Source organism: Trabulsiella odontotermitis, assembly GCF_001188485.1.
Lineage (GTDB): Bacteria > Pseudomonadota > Gammaproteobacteria > Enterobacterales > Enterobacteriaceae > Trabulsiella > Trabulsiella odontotermitis_A.
Genome location: NZ_JNGH01000058.1, coordinates 1 through 16,301, shown reverse-complemented (window position 1 = coordinate 16,301; position 16,301 = coordinate 1). Strand labels below are relative to the sequence as shown.

The 16,301-nt window shown below is 44.2% G+C and carries 13 protein-coding genes and 5 pseudogenes; 14 read left to right on the top strand and 4 right to left on the bottom strand.

Features of this window, described 5'->3' with window-relative positions; translation table 11 throughout:
• Positions 1 to 43 precede the first annotated feature (43 nt).
• Positions 44 to 561, top strand: a pseudogene (locus GM30_RS25975) (ISL3 family transposase).
• A 596-nt stretch (positions 562 to 1,157) separates the two neighbouring features.
• A protein-coding gene (locus tag GM30_RS04365; RefSeq protein WP_155483920.1) for an IS3 family transposase occupies positions 1,158 to 2,308 on the top strand; the annotation gives its coding sequence in 2 pieces (ribosomal slippage) (positions 1,158 to 1,416 and positions 1,416 to 2,308; 1,152 coding nt in all).
• Between the two features lie 166 nt (positions 2,309 to 2,474).
• Here GM30_RS04365 and GM30_RS04360 read toward each other — a convergent pair.
• The gene (locus tag GM30_RS04360) at positions 2,475 to 4,100 is read right to left on the bottom strand and encodes a UvrD-helicase domain-containing protein (protein WP_049847638.1); all 1,626 of its coding nucleotides are present in this window, start codon (positions 4,098 to 4,100) and stop codon (positions 2,475 to 2,477) included.
• 1 nt (position 4,101) lies between these two features.
• Complete coding sequence (locus GM30_RS04355) at positions 4,102 to 5,802, bottom strand: ATP-dependent nuclease (RefSeq protein ID WP_049847637.1); 1,701 nt, start codon at positions 5,800 to 5,802, stop codon at positions 4,102 to 4,104.
• 205 nt (positions 5,803 to 6,007) lie between these two features.
• On the opposite strand from GM30_RS04355, the pseudogene GM30_RS23745 reads away from it, so the two are divergent.
• Positions 6,008 to 6,172: pseudogene (locus GM30_RS23745) on the top strand (metalloregulator ArsR/SmtB family transcription factor); the annotation flags it as partial.
• Positions 6,173 to 6,211: 39 nt separating this feature from the next.
• Here GM30_RS23745 and GM30_RS04350 read toward each other — a convergent pair.
• The gene (locus GM30_RS04350; protein ID WP_049847636.1) at positions 6,212 to 7,147 is read right to left on the bottom strand and encodes a hypothetical protein; all 936 of its coding nucleotides are present in this window, start codon (positions 7,145 to 7,147) and stop codon (positions 6,212 to 6,214) included.
• Positions 7,148 to 7,327: 180 nt separating this feature from the next.
• On the opposite strand from GM30_RS04350, the gene GM30_RS27670 reads away from it, so the two are divergent.
• From GM30_RS27670 to GM30_RS04335, 4 genes are all read left to right on the top strand, one after another.
• The gene (locus GM30_RS27670; protein WP_338011765.1) at positions 7,328 to 7,621 is read left to right on the top strand and encodes a helix-turn-helix transcriptional regulator; all 294 of its coding nucleotides are present in this window, start codon (positions 7,328 to 7,330) and stop codon (positions 7,619 to 7,621) included.
• Between the two features lie 198 nt (positions 7,622 to 7,819).
• Positions 7,820 to 9,427, top strand: coding sequence for a YfjI family protein (locus GM30_RS04345; protein WP_049847635.1), 1,608 nt, complete (start codon positions 7,820 to 7,822; stop codon positions 9,425 to 9,427).
• Positions 9,428 to 9,951: 524 nt separating this feature from the next.
• Entirely contained in the window at positions 9,952 to 11,205 is a 1,254-nt protein-coding gene (locus GM30_RS04340) for a hypothetical protein (RefSeq protein ID WP_155483919.1), read from the top strand.
• Between the two features lie 257 nt (positions 11,206 to 11,462).
• Complete coding sequence (locus GM30_RS04335; RefSeq protein WP_049847633.1) at positions 11,463 to 12,353, top strand: GTPase family protein; 891 nt, start codon at positions 11,463 to 11,465, stop codon at positions 12,351 to 12,353.
• Positions 12,354 to 12,389: 36 nt separating this feature from the next.
• Here the strand turns inward: GM30_RS04335 and GM30_RS04330 are convergent, their stop codons facing one another.
• Positions 12,390 to 12,743 carry a hypothetical protein gene (locus GM30_RS04330; RefSeq protein ID WP_049847632.1) on the bottom strand — a complete coding sequence of 118 codons (354 nt, stop codon included), beginning with the start codon at positions 12,741 to 12,743 and terminating at the stop codon, positions 12,390 to 12,392.
• Between the two features lie 327 nt (positions 12,744 to 13,070).
• Between GM30_RS04330 and GM30_RS04325 the strand changes: the two genes are divergently transcribed.
• The 7 genes and pseudogenes from GM30_RS04325 to GM30_RS04300 all read left to right on the top strand — a co-directional run.
• Positions 13,071 to 13,748, top strand: coding sequence for a hypothetical protein (locus tag GM30_RS04325; RefSeq protein ID WP_049847631.1), 678 nt, complete (start codon positions 13,071 to 13,073; stop codon positions 13,746 to 13,748).
• A 97-nt stretch (positions 13,749 to 13,845) separates the two neighbouring features.
• Positions 13,846 to 14,619 carry a DUF932 domain-containing protein gene (locus GM30_RS04320; protein WP_049847630.1) on the top strand — a complete coding sequence of 258 codons (774 nt, stop codon included), beginning with the start codon at positions 13,846 to 13,848 and terminating at the stop codon, positions 14,617 to 14,619.
• A gap of 79 nt (positions 14,620 to 14,698) precedes the next feature.
• Positions 14,699 to 15,030, top strand: a pseudogene (locus GM30_RS04315) (antirestriction protein).
• Between the two features lie 11 nt (positions 15,031 to 15,041).
• Positions 15,042 to 15,465 (top strand): annotated as a pseudogene (radC, locus tag GM30_RS04310) (RadC family protein); the annotation flags it as partial.
• A complete protein-coding gene (locus GM30_RS27015; RefSeq protein ID WP_338011766.1) occupies positions 15,460 to 15,651 on the top strand; it encodes a DUF987 family protein in 192 nt (63 codons plus the stop codon). The pseudogene radC and the gene GM30_RS27015, both read left to right, overlap by 6 nt.
• Positions 15,652 to 15,682: 31 nt before the next feature.
• Positions 15,683 to 16,045: a type IV toxin-antitoxin system YeeU family antitoxin gene (locus GM30_RS04305; RefSeq protein ID WP_049847629.1), complete on the top strand. Its 363-nt coding sequence runs from the start codon at positions 15,683 to 15,685 to the stop codon at positions 16,043 to 16,045.
• A 14-nt stretch (positions 16,046 to 16,059) separates the two neighbouring features.
• Positions 16,060 to 16,301, top strand: a pseudogene (locus GM30_RS04300) (hypothetical protein); the annotation flags it as partial.

Below are 16,301 nucleotides of genomic sequence, written 5' to 3'. Positions count from 1 at the left end.
GTTTGCCCTGGTTAAAGGTACCGTTAGGCCGCAGTTGTGGCGGATGCCGATACGCAGCAGTTACTGTGGGGGGGGGGAAGGACGTAGCAGAGCCGCCTTCCGACTCTTTTTTAGCTGGCTGGGGACAGAGGGATGTACAGCCATCGAGTCCGTGGTCATGGATATGAACACTGCATTCGATCTGGAAGTCAGGGAGTACTATCCTCAGGCGCTGATGGTCTATGACCTGTTTCATGTGGTTGAAAGTTTGGACGTCAGGTCATTGACCGCGTCAGGGGAGATCAGTCAAATCAGCAACGCGATAATCCGAAGTTCTGGCTNNTGGAAGCTAATCAGCCGCTAAATACGGTCTATGTGATGAAAACTGCGCTGAAGCAGTTTGCTGAAAAACTCAGGGAATATGTGAGCAGGATAATAGCCAGCGCGAGAAACTGGCTGAATACCAGCATACTGGAAGGGATGAACAATAAGATCAAGGTAATAAAGCGAATGGCCTATGGGTACCGGGATAACGACTACTTCTTCCTGAAAATCAAAGCAGCGTTCCCCGGTAAAGCGTGATGAATATTTTATATCTATTCCTAATAATTATTGATGCATAATCTGATTGGGCAGATTAAGGAACATTGTTATAATTAAAAAGCATGTATAGCTCATGCATTTCAAATAATTGTTAGTGCGGAATGCTATTGCCCGTGATAGTTTTTGTTATCGATTACACGGGCCTTTTTCGTTCTCTTTTAATACCATTGTCATAAATAACTAAATATTCCTATAAGCCTCATGCAGGAGTTTGTTTATGATAATCTATCTACATTTTCGGTACTACAACAATTGATGCTGACAACAACCATTCATGTCTTGATTCATCAAGACATGACAAACTAATCTCTGCCGAATTAATCCTTTTACCTTGGTATGTGACCATTCCTTTTGTCAGCAACGGGCATTTTCCCCGGTTGACATCAATATTCTTAATCACGACGGTGTCAGTTTTAGCCATAATGGTGATGTTGATACCCTGTATGTTCTTCTGAATATTGACCTTAATGATGTCATTTTCAGCGGCTACAACAGTTGAGGACTGGGTTACCTGATCCTACCCGCGAATAGTGAACACGCGACTAAGTGAGTAAACTCTCAACCAGAGATGACTCATGACAAAACCAGTATCAACCAGCAAAAAGCCCCGTAAGCAACATACGCCTGAATTTCGCAACGAAGCCCTGAAGCTTGCTGAGCGTATCGGTGTGGTCGCCGCTGCCCGTGAACTCAGTCTGTATGAATCGCAGCTTTATGCCTGGCGCAGCAAACTCAAGAATGCACATTCCTCTTCCGAACGTGAGCAGGAAATGGCGGTTGAAATTGCCCGCCTTAAGCGTCAACTGGCGGAGCAGGCAGAGGAGCTGGCCATTATCCAAAAGGCCGCGACATACTTCGCGAAGCGCCTGAAATGAAGTATGTCTTCATCGAAAATCATCAGGCTGAGTTCAGTATCAAAGCGATGTGTCGTGTGCTTCGGGTTGCCCGCAGTGGCTGGTATGCCTGGCGTCTGCGCCACCATCAGCAAAGCCCGCGTCAGCAGTTCCGCCTCATCTGCGATGTGGCAGTCCGTAAGGCCTTCACAGAAGCAAAACAGCGTTATGGTGCGCCTCGTCTGGCAGACGAACTGCCGGAGTACAATATCAAAACCATTGCTGCCAGTCTGCGTCGTCAGGGACTAAAGGCGAAAGCCGCACGGAAGTTCAGCCCGGTCAGTTACCGTGGGCACGGTCTGCCGGTATCTGAAAATCTGCTGAGACAGGACTTTTACGCCAGCGGCCCGAACCAGAAGTGGGCAGGTGACATTACGTATCTGCGCACGGACGAAGGCTGGCTGTACCTGGCGGTGGTCATCGATCTGTGGTCGCGTTCCGTCATTGGCTGGTCTATGTCGTCGCGTATGACAGCGCAACTGACCTGTGATGCGCTGCAAATGGCGCTCTGGCGGCGTAAACGCCCGAAAAACGTCATTGTTCACACGGATCGCGGTGGGCAGTACTGTTCATCGGATTATCAGACCTTACTGAAACGGCATAATCTGCGCGGGAGCATGAGTGCAAAAGGTTGTTGTTATGATAATGCCTGCGTGGAAAGCGTCTTCCACTCACTGAAAGTGGAATGTATCCACGGGGAGCGTTTTACCAGCCGTGAAATAATGAGTACGACGGTATTTAATTATATCGAGTGTGATAACAACCAATGGCGTCGTCACAGTGCCTGTGGCGGTCTCAGTCCGGAACAATATGAAAACGAAAACCTCGCTTAGGGCGGTGTTCACATTACGCGGGTAGGATCAGTTTCTCACATTGTAGGAGGCTTTAGTATGATAATGTCACCGTGGGACAGGTCTATGATTTTTAAAATGCGATACTGGATATTGAACATATAGGAGGGTTTTTTAAATGCCCCCCCGTTGTAAAGGCCTGAAGATATTAACTATACAAGTTATCTAATTGTGGTAGTTTAAAAAAATATGATTCGTCTGCATTTTTAAAATTCCCAGATGCATTTTGTCTAAGAGATGAATTAATAAGTATACAACAATTCTCAGCTCTGGTTATACCAACATAGTGGAGGTTAATTTCTTGTTGAAGCGTCGGGTATAGAGCTGTATGTCTGTCTTCGCTGTTATATTCCCTATATGGGAAAGACCATTCATCTAGATCTAGGTGAAATACTAATTTGAATTCCAGTCCTTTAGATTTATGAAGGGTCATTACTTGTATCTCATTATCATCTAATGGTTTGAATTGTTTGACTAAAATATCGTCAGAGATTGTTCTTATTAAAGCTCCATCAATATGTTCAGTTGAATTTATCCCTAAAATATCTGCGATGTCATGAAACATATGTATTAAATCTTCATTTTTTAATTCATTTCTAATTGCTTTTATTTTTTTTCTTAGTAAAAACATAGTATTATCATCTACTATAACCCCATCAAAAACTTTGTTAATAAATTCTTGTGCTGTACTTATAGAGCCGTATTTGTATGCTAACAGATCTTTGTATAGATCTGAGCAATCAGTACCAATTTTATCTAGAGGTGTGTCAACATAAAGTCTGAAGTTTAAGTTTAATCCAGAACAGAATAATATTAGTGATTTTTCTTTTCTTGCTAAAATTGCTATTTGATTTGCTTTTTCTAACTTCCATTCGCCGCTACTCAGCCATCCTGAAATCCAGGGGGAAATCGTAACAGCAGCATCTTTAAGATTTCCATCAAGTCGTCGCCTGAATATTCTTATCTCATCCGCAGGTAGTAAAATATATGATGGATCAAGCAATCTTGACGCATAATTGCTTATTGATGGGTGGCATCTATGATTGAAATTTATCTCAAAATGCTTAAAGCACTCTGTATTACTTACCAATTCTAAAAGAAGCTCCGAATTCCCTCCTCTAAATTCATAGATTGATTGCCAAACATCACCAACAGCAATGGAGCATAAGCCAAGCTCGTTTATTCTTAGAAATAGTTCATGCTGAGATAAAGATGAATCTTGATATTCATCTATGAATATATGGCTATATCTTGCTTTGATATATCGCTTTGCAGCAGGTGATTCATTAATTATTTTTAAAGCTAAGGCTGAGAATGATCCCATCCACAATATTCCCTCATCGTATAGTTTTTTATATCCAGGGTCCTCGTTGATATTAGTAATTGATGGAGTGCCAGAGAAGTTTTTTTCTATGAAATGGTTAAAAGGAGATTCCAGTTTCTTTAATACTTTGCATTCTCTTGGTTTGCCACCCCATATTCTTGAAAGAAATGGAATAATTATATCATTTAAGCAAAAGCTATCAATCGTACCAAAGAAGCTATTTTTTACATCGTGTCCATCTGCCTTGCATCTACGTTCCAGTTCTGAACTTGCTTTTCTTGTAAAAGTAATTGCAATGACCCCTTTATGCTCTGGAAGGCCGTCGGTAATATTTCTTATTTTTTCTTTTATAACCGTAGTCTTACCGCTTCCCGGACATGCTGTTATTACCATGCTTTCAGTATAGTCAATGGCTAATGTTTGTTGAGGTGTTGGTGAGAAAGTACTCATTTTATTCACCTCTAATTATTTTTACAAGATGGTTTAACGGTTTAACTAATTCACCGGCATTAAGTTTGTGAAGGTCTTTTTTTATATCTTTAAGAAGCTCACGCATTCTTAATGCTTTTTTCTTTTGTAAGTATTCTATCGCACTTTGGTCATTTTTCTTACCTAAAGCGTTTAAAATCGGTGCGTTTAATTCTTCTGCCAAATCAGTTTCTAAATCAATTTTGGATAAATATATCCCGCATTTATTTATTTCTTCAGAAACTGTTTGCCAATCACCGCTGGTCAGAGTATCGATAGGTACTATTTGTATGTCGCTATGTTCAAACTTTTTCAAACCGGCTATATCTAAACATCGGTTTATACCTGAATATTGCCACTTGTCTTGATCTTTAAGTTTAGATATATCGTTATCCGTTCGCATTACCCATGGGATCTCTAAAGCATCTAGTATAGCTACGTAAATTTTGAATGATATTCCGTCCACTGAAACCAGTGAAATATTTAAATAGTCAAGATCAATGTTTAAATTTTCGGCTAAAGAATGGTAAAATAAAACTTCTGATGGCCCTTCGATTAAGAAAACTCCATTTGAAAAAAACGATTCTGCTGGCAATATACTCATCCGATAGCTCATCCCTTCCCAGCCATCTGAAATATCGTTAGAACACCCTTCACTTGCGGCTACTGTGTGTCCAGCCCGGTCAAGCAACCTTATTACTGAGCCGGGTTCAAAGTTTACAGCTATTTGTGGTGAGTGGGATGAAATGATCGTTTGACCTGGAAGTTCTGCTATCAAATAATCAGCTAGTTTTCTTTGTTGGTGAGGATGTAGGTGTGCTTCAGGTTCTTCGATAACATAGAAAATAACCTCGTTCTCGATGTCATGTTCCTTAATACTTTTCGCTTTCCATAATGCTAATAATATTTGATTGTTTCGCCCGTCTCCTCCAAGCATGACATTAGAACCATTTGTATTAGCTCCAAGTTGTAGGTTGTCAATAAAGTCATTTATTCCAATTGCCCCAGTATCTAGTTGCACAGAATATTCTGAGTAATGATGCGCAAGTTTTTTTAGCTCATCGTTGACATCTTTTGTAGCTCTTTCTACATATATAAGCTGAGATATTTTATCATTAATAGACTGTAAATCTAAACTTATCTCTCCTAACAAATCGTCATCTTCTTCTCTTTCTTCAGAGTTCAAGGATTGCTGTGCGATTTTTAAAAGCTGTCTTTTTTCTTTACGAATAAATCTCTCTAAATCTCGTTGTGATTGAATATATTTTAAATTAACAAATTTAAGATAATAGCGAGAGTTAATTTCTTGTAAAGACTCTAAAGACTCACCAATAAAAAGTTTATAGCTGAGATCGGTTTTTTGTGCAATATACTTAATGAACGATTCACCTGAGTCACTGACATTCCCTTTCAAAATTGAAAGTACTGCATCTTCATTGATATCTTTAAAATGAATAATAATTTCAAATACTTCACATGACTTTCCATTTTCTAAATGAAAATCAAATTCATTTGGTTCAATTTCTGAATCTGATATACTTTTATCTAATAGCATTCTTAGCGAATGCAACATATTACTTTTGCCAACATCATTGGCACCGATGACCAGAGTATTTGAGTTAAAATTGATGTGTGCATCTTTAAAGTTTCTAAAACCTTTGAGTTTCAGAGATGATATTTCCAACTTAAAATCCCTCTTTAAAGTAAAAAATCTTTTTCATGATGAGGTATCACGTAAACTATGCAACCGAATTTTGCTCATTTTTTGCGGAAGATCTATTAGTTGATTTGGTTAAACGAAGAGCCTACTATGATGTTAAATATATGATTTACCATATGCAATCCATCTATTCTTTAAGCAACACAATTTCAAGGCTTCATTAAATTTGATGAAAATCATAGCATTACAATTCTTCAAAAACCTCTCCGATGAAACCCGTCTAGGGATCGTACTGCTGCTCAGATAGATGGGAGAGCTGTGCGTGTGTGATCTCTGTACTGCGCTGGATCAGTCACAGCCCAAGATTTCACGCCATCTGGCCATGCTCCGGGAAAGAGCTTGTTACTGGAGCGTATGAATTTATCAATGGGCTTTAATTATTATATTGCCCTTTACACGCAGATAGTGCTTTATCAAAAAGTTCTTTAAACTCCCCCTCACCACGTGCCCATCCCTTGATCATACTTGCTGAGTCAGCTGATTCATTCAGACTGTTCGCAGTGATGAATTCATCTAGTCGCCCCCCCAGTACATTGTGTAATGCAGTAGCTGTTTTCAGTTTAAAAGAGTTTGGATTTGGCAGTATTTCCTCTTCCAAGATACGAGTAACTTCTCTTTTGTGAGCACCAAAACTCTTCTCAGCCTTTACATTTGCAGCTTTTTTTGCATCCTCGTGTTTTTTTAACGCTGACTCAAGGGCCTGCACGTTGCTGCACCATCCCCGAAACTCTCCCAGCTGTTCGAAGGCTTCAAACATTGCATTCGACTTCTCGGCTTCGCGGCCCATTTCACTTAGGTAATGAAAGGCCAGAGTAAAAAAGTAAGAAGCTGCTTCAAACCTGTCCATTCCATTGGTATTCAGTAACTCATTTACCGTATCAAGTCCCTTGCGCAAGCCTTTGACATGCAGTGAAGTAAAATCTGGGTCTTCTACAGATTCTAGGTCGTTAAGTTTCTTCAGGGCGCTAAGTCCAGTTTCAATTTCATCTTCCTCACTTAAGTCTTCAAGAAGGAAGCGCATAAAAGTATCAAAATTGCACTGTGTGCTGACAACGTAGTTTTGAAGAATAGTTGACGGGTGTCGTTCCTTTAACGAGTTTTTCCTCAATGTAATGTGATGTATCCAGTCGGGATACGAGTCATTCAGATAACTTATCAGACGTTGTTCTGACGAGGAAAAACTGAGCCAGTGATCATTCAGGAAACTACCTGGAACAGGCGGTGTGGGCTTATTAAAGTGTTCTAGATAGTAATCAGTAGGGGTTTTACCAAATTTACTTTCAAAGTTATTGTTTCTGTTTCGTACCATGCCTTATGAGTATCCTTACCAACATTATGATATTTCTATGATAAACGAAAAAGTGTCAGGTGTTGTGCGCTATCTCAAGAAAATATTTTCTGCATACGTATTTTTACCTTTATATCTTGCTCTTAAAGTCAATAGCACTCCGGGGAACTCTCCGGCTATCAACTTAAGGAGAAACCAACGATGACCAACCCGCCACAAACCGATTATCCGATTTATGCAAGCTGGCATAACAACATAGAGACTGGACGACCACCCCTACCAGACGTTGAAAAACGTACCTGCTTTGCAATGGGTGATGACATCTTGCTCAGCATGAAAGACATCACCGCTCACAGTGGTCTTAGCGATAAGCATTACTATTCGCTTATTGCTCGAGGTCTATTTCCCAGACCGCTGAAAATAGGTCGCTCAAGTCGCTGGAGAAAGAGTGACTATGAAGCATGGTTAAATGAGCGAGACACCAATCGCAAGTAATTCGGATTACAATATCGTTGATTGAAATGAATTGCATTAAAGGGATTATCTAAAGCACGAGAAAAAATACGCACACCTAATTGAAAAATAAGTTATCGCCAGTCCGTTTATCACATTAACCCCGTGAGGGTAATGCTATATCTGCTGTTCATCAGCAGGTATATGTCTTATGCTCTTTAACAATAAGGGAACATCATCATGAATCTGCCCCTACAGAATTATCAGGGAGTAACTCCTGATCAACAAAATCTATCTGTTAATACCTCTGAAACACTATCATTTCCAATAGAGTCGCTTCCAAAAAAAATACGTAATGCAGTCATCGCCACGAGTTTAAATAAAAAAGTCTCTGTAGAGATTGCTGTCAGTTCGTTTCTGGCTGCGGCTTCTCTTGCCTGCCTCCCACTGGTTGAAGTGATACCTGTACATACGAAGATCCCTGAGCCCGCCGTGCTCAATTTTCTGGTTATTGCAGGGTCCGGTAGTGGAAAGTCTACGGTTTTGAGAGCAGTCATGCAGATCTTTTATGATTTTTCATCAGAAGTGAATGATAAATATAAAAATCTATTGAACCAATTTCAGATCGATAAAAGCTTATGGGAGGAGAATAAAAAAGCACTGGCTCGAAACTTACGGCAGGCGACGTCCCGAAATTACGGACGTGAAGATGCAGAAATGGCTATGGAGGAGCACCTGAGTAATAAACCGCAGAAACCTATGCGTTTTAAGTTTTTATATCAGGATATATCTAATAGTGAGCTTATCAAAAGTCTCGGTGATAATCCTGATGCTGGTATTTTCTCCGAAGAAGCAGTTACATTTTTCAAATCCAGAGCTAAAAACGATCCGGGTATTTTTAACCTCGGATGGGATGGCGCTCCATATTCATATCAACGTGATGGCATGGATTGTGAAACCAATCTTCGCCTGATGTTTTGCCTGATGGTTCAGCCCGATATTTTCGACGAATATATTACTAGGAACCAGACGACAGGGAGAGGGAGCGGTTTCCTTGCCCGTTTTCTGATAGTCAAAGTAGATGGTGAATGTAAATATAAGGATGGCGATTTTAGACATATGAACTGCGCCCTTGACGAATTTGATAACAGAGTCCTAGAGCTATTGGAACGGGCAAAGCGACGTTTTTATGCTGGCCTCACTGATAAGCAACAACTAACTCTGTCACCTCAGGCCATTGCATTTATGGGCGAAAAACGCGCCGAAATGAAGCAAAAGATAAGCGAAGGAGGCCCATGGGAACATATTGCTGATATTGCACTTAAATCGGGTTCTAACGTGTTACGGTTGGCAGCAATTCTTCACTACTTTGATGAGCAGCCAGAAAATGAGATATCGCTTTTAACAATTGAATGTGCTCAAAGGATCATTGACTGGTATATACAACAGGCTTGTAAAGTATTTTATAGAAATTCACATCTTTTCCTTTTTGAAAAAGATGTGCTGGAAGTTTATCACTGGATCCACAATAAAATGACGATAGAGGGAAGAGCTATAATCGCAAAGTCAGAAATTATGCGACTGGGACCAACGCATAAAGATAATAATCTCCGGTTAGCCAGTAAACTGGAGCCCATCTTGGCACAACTGGCATGGCAAAAAAGAATTTATTTGATTCAGAATTACAGAGGAGGACCTGTTTATATCATTCTGCCTAATTCACTCGGTTTTTTTCAGAATCCCGACATGCAGCGAGACTTATTCCCTCAGGGATGCAGATACCTTGAGCCCAGCGATGTATCTGAAAGGGTGGCACTGAACTTACCTAATCTGACTTTCTCTTGGTGAAGTCGGTGCCCATTACCGGATACTCGATGTGATTATTTATTCACTGTGTGTCTCGGTATCCACATAAGGCGGCTGAGTGTTTTTTAATCAAAATGCAATTGCTATGACTTCACAAGCCCTGATTCTTGCGAATTTTCGCAGGAACGCGGCAATGGTTATGTCCGCATTTTTATTTTTGGTTGAAGATTGAGTTGTAAAGCTATTTTGGGTGCGGCATGACCTAAAAGGTAAAACCTTCAAAACCGAATAATTAGTCATGTGGAACGCATTTGTTCATCAGTAAAACTCGCCCTTCATAGTCACTCTGTTATCACTATGAGTACATTAGTAGCTACTGAAGGGCTTCATTAAATATACCTATCAGGGGAGGAAATATACAATTTATAATGAATGAATATTTAAAGTTTTAATGAGATAGTCTCTAGGTGGCTTCTGTCTCATTTAACCCATCTTACATTATCTTATTACTATCATTTATTAATCATTAACTATTCTATCTATTAATTATCATTAAGAATACTATCATGACGCAATGTGATCGGGGTAACTGTAAAAATGATATACTCAGACGTACAGCTTCTGGTAATGTAGGTCTTTGTGAAGAGCATTATCAGAAGTTTATGTTTAATCAACAAAATAAGGAGAAGAAATTATTAAGCATCTGCCAGTATTGCGGTTGTTCTTTGGCAGAGACAAGAAATGAAAAGTATTGCAGTACTGGATGCCGCCAGAAAGGTTCACGTAAAATCCCTTCTGATAGCGTTGTCAGTATTCTGAGTTCATCATACTCGCAGCATATTGATGAAACGATTAAACGAAATCCACTCTCATTAGGCTCTATTACTGGACCGGGGGATGTGGTGGATTTTCACCAGCTATATCAGATAAAAGCCCGTCATCAGCGAAGCTATGCCATTCCTGCTTACGAGGGGTATCAGGGAAAACTGAAGCTTGTTGCATTGCTGTGTATTGAAATATGTCATATGTATCCAAATGGAAAAGGGGGTGCAAACATAGCGGGTAATTTGATTATAGCTCCTGAGTTATTAAACCGCAGAAACAGAGATGTAGTACCTTATCAGGCGCATGGTTTCGGTGGTATTAAATCAATAGGTGAAGATATTTCATTTAGTGGAAGTCTTTATGAAGGATTAGTTGAACGCTTCGGCTCAGTTGCTGTCAATAATTCCCTGGCTAAAATAACTCCTGTTAAGCGTTTTCATGGGAATACCGTAAGAGAGATAGATTTCAGCGGGATTGAACAATTGCTCCCCCTATTTACCTTACTGCATGAAGAACTTTGGCGTCTGGGATACCGGAAGATCACAGAATGTCTTGCGGCGATCCGGCAGTTATATCCGTATTATCCTTTATATCTTGAGTTGCTGGCTGTCATCGGTTTTCATGCAGTTCTATCCGGCGATCCAGATCGTTTTATGGAACTTTTATGTCGCGTGTTTAACAAGTATTTCGGTTTTAGCTCGCGGATATCCGGTCCACACAAGCGATGTGCAGGGCTGATGTATCTTCTATTGCGTAAATATCTACGTCGATATTTTAGCGTGAAAATTGAAAGTAATGAGGCTGTGGTGGCTTTCTACAATAAATTCTATTCACAGGAGATAGTCTCGGTGAGCCCAGTCAAGGATCTGGTAATCTGTTACCAATATTCAAGGGGAGTCAGAAGGTCCACCAGCACATTTTTCTATATATCTCCACAAGACAAAGATAACTCTATCGAATTATGGCATCTGATAGGAGGTGATTTACCTTTTTAACCACTAAACAATCAGACCACATCACCTGTACCGTGATGTGGTCTTTTTTTGGCTTTCTCCTGCTTTCTGTAATACCCCTCGCTAAAAAAATTATTTCCTGCCTGACAGCATTGACTGAAAACTATTCGATTTTATTACAATGCCTTATTTTGCTCAGATTAACCTGTAAACCATATCCCAGAAAATCTCACGGCTATATTACTCATGTGAACAGTCGGTTACTCATCTTCCGACTTTGCTTTTCACAGGAGTTAAACATGCCCCAAACCCCCGAATCGCAGGATACCAGTGATATCCTGCGTACTTACCTTAATTTCTTACCCCAACAAACGACTGAACGTATTATTTCCCGTCTGCAACAGGCAATTCACTACGAGCCCGTAATTGGCATTATGGGCAAAAGCGGGGCGGGTAAGAGCTCGCTTTGCAACGCCCTGTTTCAACAACCGGTATGCCTGACCAGCGATTTGCTGGGCTGTACCCGTGAACCTCAGCGGATAGTGCTCACCGTGGGCGAGTGCAGCATGATACTGGTGGATTTGCCTGGAGTTGGCGAGACACCGGAATACGATGCGGAATATTCGGCCCTGTATCAGACGCTGCTAACGGAGCTGGATTTGATTATCTGGGTTCTGCGTGCTGATGATCGTGCGCGGACAGTCGATATTGTCACGCACCGGTCACTGCTTGCTTATGGCGCGGATGCCTCCCGTTTCCTGTTTGTTGTCAGCCAGGCAGACCGTATTCCGCCACTGCCTGAGTATCCCGGACAGGATTCGCCTTCGGCTGAGCAGTATCTTTCACTTGCGGTTATCTGTGCGCAGATTGCCGGTCAGTTGCCGTCCTCTTTCCCGGTAATGGCCGTTTCCGCACACACCGGCTATAACCTGCATGCTCTGGTCGAACTGATGGTGCACGCTTTGCCCCTGCAGGCCAGCAGTGCCGTGTATTGCCAGTTGAAACCCGAAAATCGCACCGCCGCAAGTCAGTCTGCCGTGCGTCAGCGGTTTGGTGAACTGGCTGGCAGTACATTTGACAGCGTGATTGACCCTGACTCTCTGCCGTCTGGCTGGCGCTCATTGCTGAGGAGGCTGCGGGAAAAGCTGGTACAGCTTGCGTCTGAATTATGGGAAAGGATTTTTGGCTGAACCGGACAGACTCAGCCGCAGGCAGAGATAAATCCCTTACTTTTTAAACCTTACGGACAGGGTTCTTTTGACGTAATTCTTTCCAATTTCATAGTCCGGGTTCCATGTCGCCAGATTATGGACACCGATTGCCGCGGCGCTTACCGCACCCAGAATTGCTGTGGGTGACCACAGGGAGCCTGCCACCGCAGTGCTTCTGTATTCAGTGTATACACGGCAGGTCAATTTCTTCTGCTGATGTTCAATCGCATACTCCACTCTTTTGACGGTTTCACTGATGTCGGCAACATTCGTGATATCAAAGCTTTTCCGGTAAAAAATCAGGTCATTCAGCTCCTCCCTGGTCAGAAATTCCGCATCAAACGACTCAATCTGTACTGTTTCTGACATCCGTTGTTCCTCTCTTTTCTGGACTCTGTGAATTTCCCCGGGCACGTGCCCTGTGGCCCTCTTTCAGAGGGAGGGGGATGTCAGAAAAGAATATATCGATCTGTATAAACGATCAATAATGCTTTATCGATCGTTATTAGCTATCAATAATAACTTTCGATTGCGCCATATCGATCGTCTTAACCTATCAAAAGGTAAGGACATTCAGGATTGTTATGGCCGGGTTGACGTCTGGCATCCCCGCGCCTGACTGGCAACAATCGTCAATAAACTCATACGGTGTATTCCCTGACCGGGTTTCGACCGCTTTTCATCCACAGGTGATATATGAAAAACAAAACGCTTATTGCACTTATACTGTCTGCTTCCTCTGTTTCTGCTCATGCGGGTAACTGGGCCGTGAAAAACGGCTGGTGCCAGACCATGACCGATAACGGCCAGGCGCTGGTGATGCTGAAAAACAACACCATTGGCATCTTCGGCCAGCTTCAGGGCTGTCCCGGTGGCCCGCAGGAGCTGATGGGGAGTCGCATCAGCATCAACGGCAATCTGGTTCCCACGTCACAAATGTGTAATCAGCAAACAGGATTTAAAGCCATCGAAGTTGAAGGCGGCCAGGCACCTGCAGCCGCCAGAAAGGCAATTGCTTCGATTGCAGGCCAGGAAACATCGACTCTTCAGGTCTTTGGTGCGCAACTGACATTCACCCGAGGGGACATGATGACGGTCTGCCCGAAATACGTATCTGGCCTTGCTGCCAGTGCCGGGAGTCGAGCGACGGAGATTAACAAAGGCTCAGTCATGAAAGCGGCCAAAGAAGCGTACACGAAAGAGTATGACCGTGACACGGCTGAGGCCGCTGATTTTGGCAGCTACAAAGTGGAGGGAAATACCGCAGTGTTTGAAGTCTACAATGCCGGGTACCGTACCTACGACAAGGTGACGGTCACCGTCGGCGCTGATGGTAAGGCCACCGGTGCCTGGGTTGAGTATATGGGGCAATAACGCGTATCCGCCACGCCATTCGTAATGTTAAAGGCCGTGTTCCTTCGGGAGCGTGGCCTTTTCTTTTTATGCCGACAAACACAAAAAGGAGTGAATCATGCGATTAGCATCCCGCTTTGGACGGATTAACCAGATACGCCGCGACCGTCCGCTGACTCACGAAGAACTGATGCAGGTCGTCCCCAGCGTTTTTGGCGAGGACAAACATACGTCCCGCAGTGAACGCTACACCTGTATACCGACTATCACCATCCTTGAAAACNNGGACCCGGGCCGGCGGGAGCATACGAAGCACATGCTGCGTCTGCGTCGTACCGGACAAATCAGCAGCCCGCAGGTCCCGGAAATCATCCTGCTGAACAGTCATGACGGCTCATCAAGCTACCAGATGCTGCCGGGGCTCTTTCGTGCCATCTGTACCAACGGCCTTGTCAGCGGACAGTCCTTTGGTGAAATTCGCGTCCCCCATAAAGGCAACGTGGTGGAGAAAGTGATTGAGGGGGCTTACGAGGTACTGGGCGTCTTTGACCGGGTGGAGGAAAAGCGTGATGCCATGCAGTCGCTGATACTGCCGCCACCGGCACAGCACGCTCTGGCGAAAGCGGCGCTGGAGTACCGTTATGGTGAAGACCACCAGCCAGTGACGGCATCGCAGATACTGACACCCCGCCGCTATGAAGACCGCAAGGATGATCTGTGGTCAGTCTTCAATCGTTGCCAGGAAAACCTGCTGAAAGGTGGTCTTCCCGGGCGTACCGCTAAGGGCAAACGCAGCCACACCCGCGCTGTTAACGGCATCGACGGCGACGTGAAGCTAAACAGAGCACTCTGGGTGATGGCCGAGAATATGATGGATTTATCAGGCCAGTAACCATCCGCATCATACCGCCTCAATCCATCGTCAACCCTTTATCACCCTTCAACGTATTCATGCACAAGGAAAAACACAAATGACTGACAACACACTGCCACTGTTCACCCCCGCAGAAACCGTTCCTGTTGCGGCTCAGCATCAGATTGCCGCAACACAGGTAACCGATGAGAATCGCATCGGCTTCTGGCCACAGCACTTCGGCAGCATACCGCAGTGGATAACCCTCGAACCACACATCTTCGCGTGGANNGGGGCGCAAAAGCCGTCGGGATTGCAGTCTGTCTTATCGCCTACAGCCACCATGTCTGTCGCGCTGAATGTGACGCCATGACGGAGCACTATTACCGCCTGCGGGACTACGCGCTCAGCCATCCCGAATGTAACGCCATTATGCACATCATCGACTGAGAAATGACGTTATGGAACAACAGTTACCGCTGTTTGCCGCCGCATTGCCGGCCTGCGAGCAACACACCATCCGGGAAGCCTTAATACTGCTGGAACGACAGTTACGTGAACCCGNNCTCCAGTCATGCTGTTCGTGACTGGCTGCGTCTGCAACTGGCATCACTGGAGCGTGAAGAATTTATCGTGCTCTTCCTCGATAACCAGCATCGCCTGATAGCCCACGAAACGCTGTTCACCGGCACCATTAACCATACGCAGGTTCACCCCCGTGAAGTGGTGAAGGCGGCACTGAAGTATAACGCTGCAGCCGTCATTATCGCCCACTCTCATCCTTCCGGGCTCGCTGAACCCAGCCTGGCCGACCGCCAGATTACGGAACGACTTAAGGATGCACTTGAACTCGTTGATATTCGTCTGCCGGACCATCTGGTGGTGCCCCGCCGGCATCCGCAGCCCCGCCTGTTTCGCTTCTGCACCGGCAGATATCGCTGGTCCGGCAGTGTCTGCCATTACGCCGGCCGGGACGTACAGGATATCAGCGGTGTACTCGCGGTCTTTGCGGAGCGTCGCCGGGACCGCCATGGTCCGTATGTCGTGCTGCGTTGCGTCACCCTTAATTAACCCTTATCTCAATTTTTAACGAGGCTTAACCATGCAGAACAAAACGACCGACACCGGTGACCATGTGGCTTCACCCCGGTGGAGACTTAAACGCGATATCACCCCGTGTTTTGGCGCGCGCCTGGTGCAGGATGGTTACCGCCTGCACTACCTGGCTGACCGTGCCGGCATCAGCGGTAAATTCAGCGACGCGGATTTACGCCATCTCGACCAGGCATTTCCGGTCTTCATGAAACAACTGGAGCTGATGCTCACCAGTGGCGAACTCACTCCCCGCCATCAGCACGGCGTCACGCTGTACGCGAAAGGCCTGACTTGCGAAGCAGATTCACTCGGCTCCTGCGGGTATATCTATATAGCGATTTATCCGACACCCGCACCAGAAGCACAGTAAGGAGACTAATCACCATGGCATACGCCTGTAAAATCAGTGACGTCATCAGACAACTACAGCAGCACCAGAATGATGATTTTGTCCTGTACTCACTCTGGTACACGGATGATGTGCGAAGCATTGATGCCTCTGTGACCGAAGAGGAAGCCATTGCGGTCCTGCAGCATGCCGACCGGCATCACGATGCGGAACAGGGCATTAACTGGTCCACACTGGAAGCTTCACTGGACGCCATTCGTCAGCCCCCCACAGCGTA

Bases quoted from the DNA above. Each gene is read 5' to 3' on its own strand.
- GM30_RS04305 (WP_049847629.1), top strand. From the start codon at position 15,683: ATGCAGAACAAAACGACCGACACCGGTGACCATGTGGCTTCACCCCGG.
- GM30_RS27670 (WP_338011765.1), top strand. From the start codon at position 7,328: ATGACCAACCCGCCACAAACCGATTATCCGATTTATGCAAGCTGGCAT.
- GM30_RS04330 (WP_049847632.1), bottom strand. From the start codon at position 12,743: ATGTCAGAAACAGTACAGATTGAGTCGTTTGATGCGGAATTTCTGACC.
- GM30_RS04360 (WP_049847638.1), bottom strand. From the start codon at position 4,100: ATGAGTACTTTCTCACCAACACCTCAACAAACATTAGCCATTGACTAT.
- GM30_RS04340 (WP_155483919.1), top strand. From the start codon at position 9,952: ATGACGCAATGTGATCGGGGTAACTGTAAAAATGATATACTCAGACGT.
- GM30_RS04350 (WP_049847636.1), bottom strand. From the start codon at position 7,147: ATGGTACGAAACAGAAACAATAACTTTGAAAGTAAATTTGGTAAAACC.
- GM30_RS04335 (WP_049847633.1), top strand. From the start codon at position 11,463: ATGCCCCAAACCCCCGAATCGCAGGATACCAGTGATATCCTGCGTACT.
- GM30_RS04325 (WP_049847631.1), top strand. From the start codon at position 13,071: ATGAAAAACAAAACGCTTATTGCACTTATACTGTCTGCTTCCTCTGTT.
- GM30_RS04345 (WP_049847635.1), top strand. From the start codon at position 7,820: ATGAATCTGCCCCTACAGAATTATCAGGGAGTAACTCCTGATCAACAA.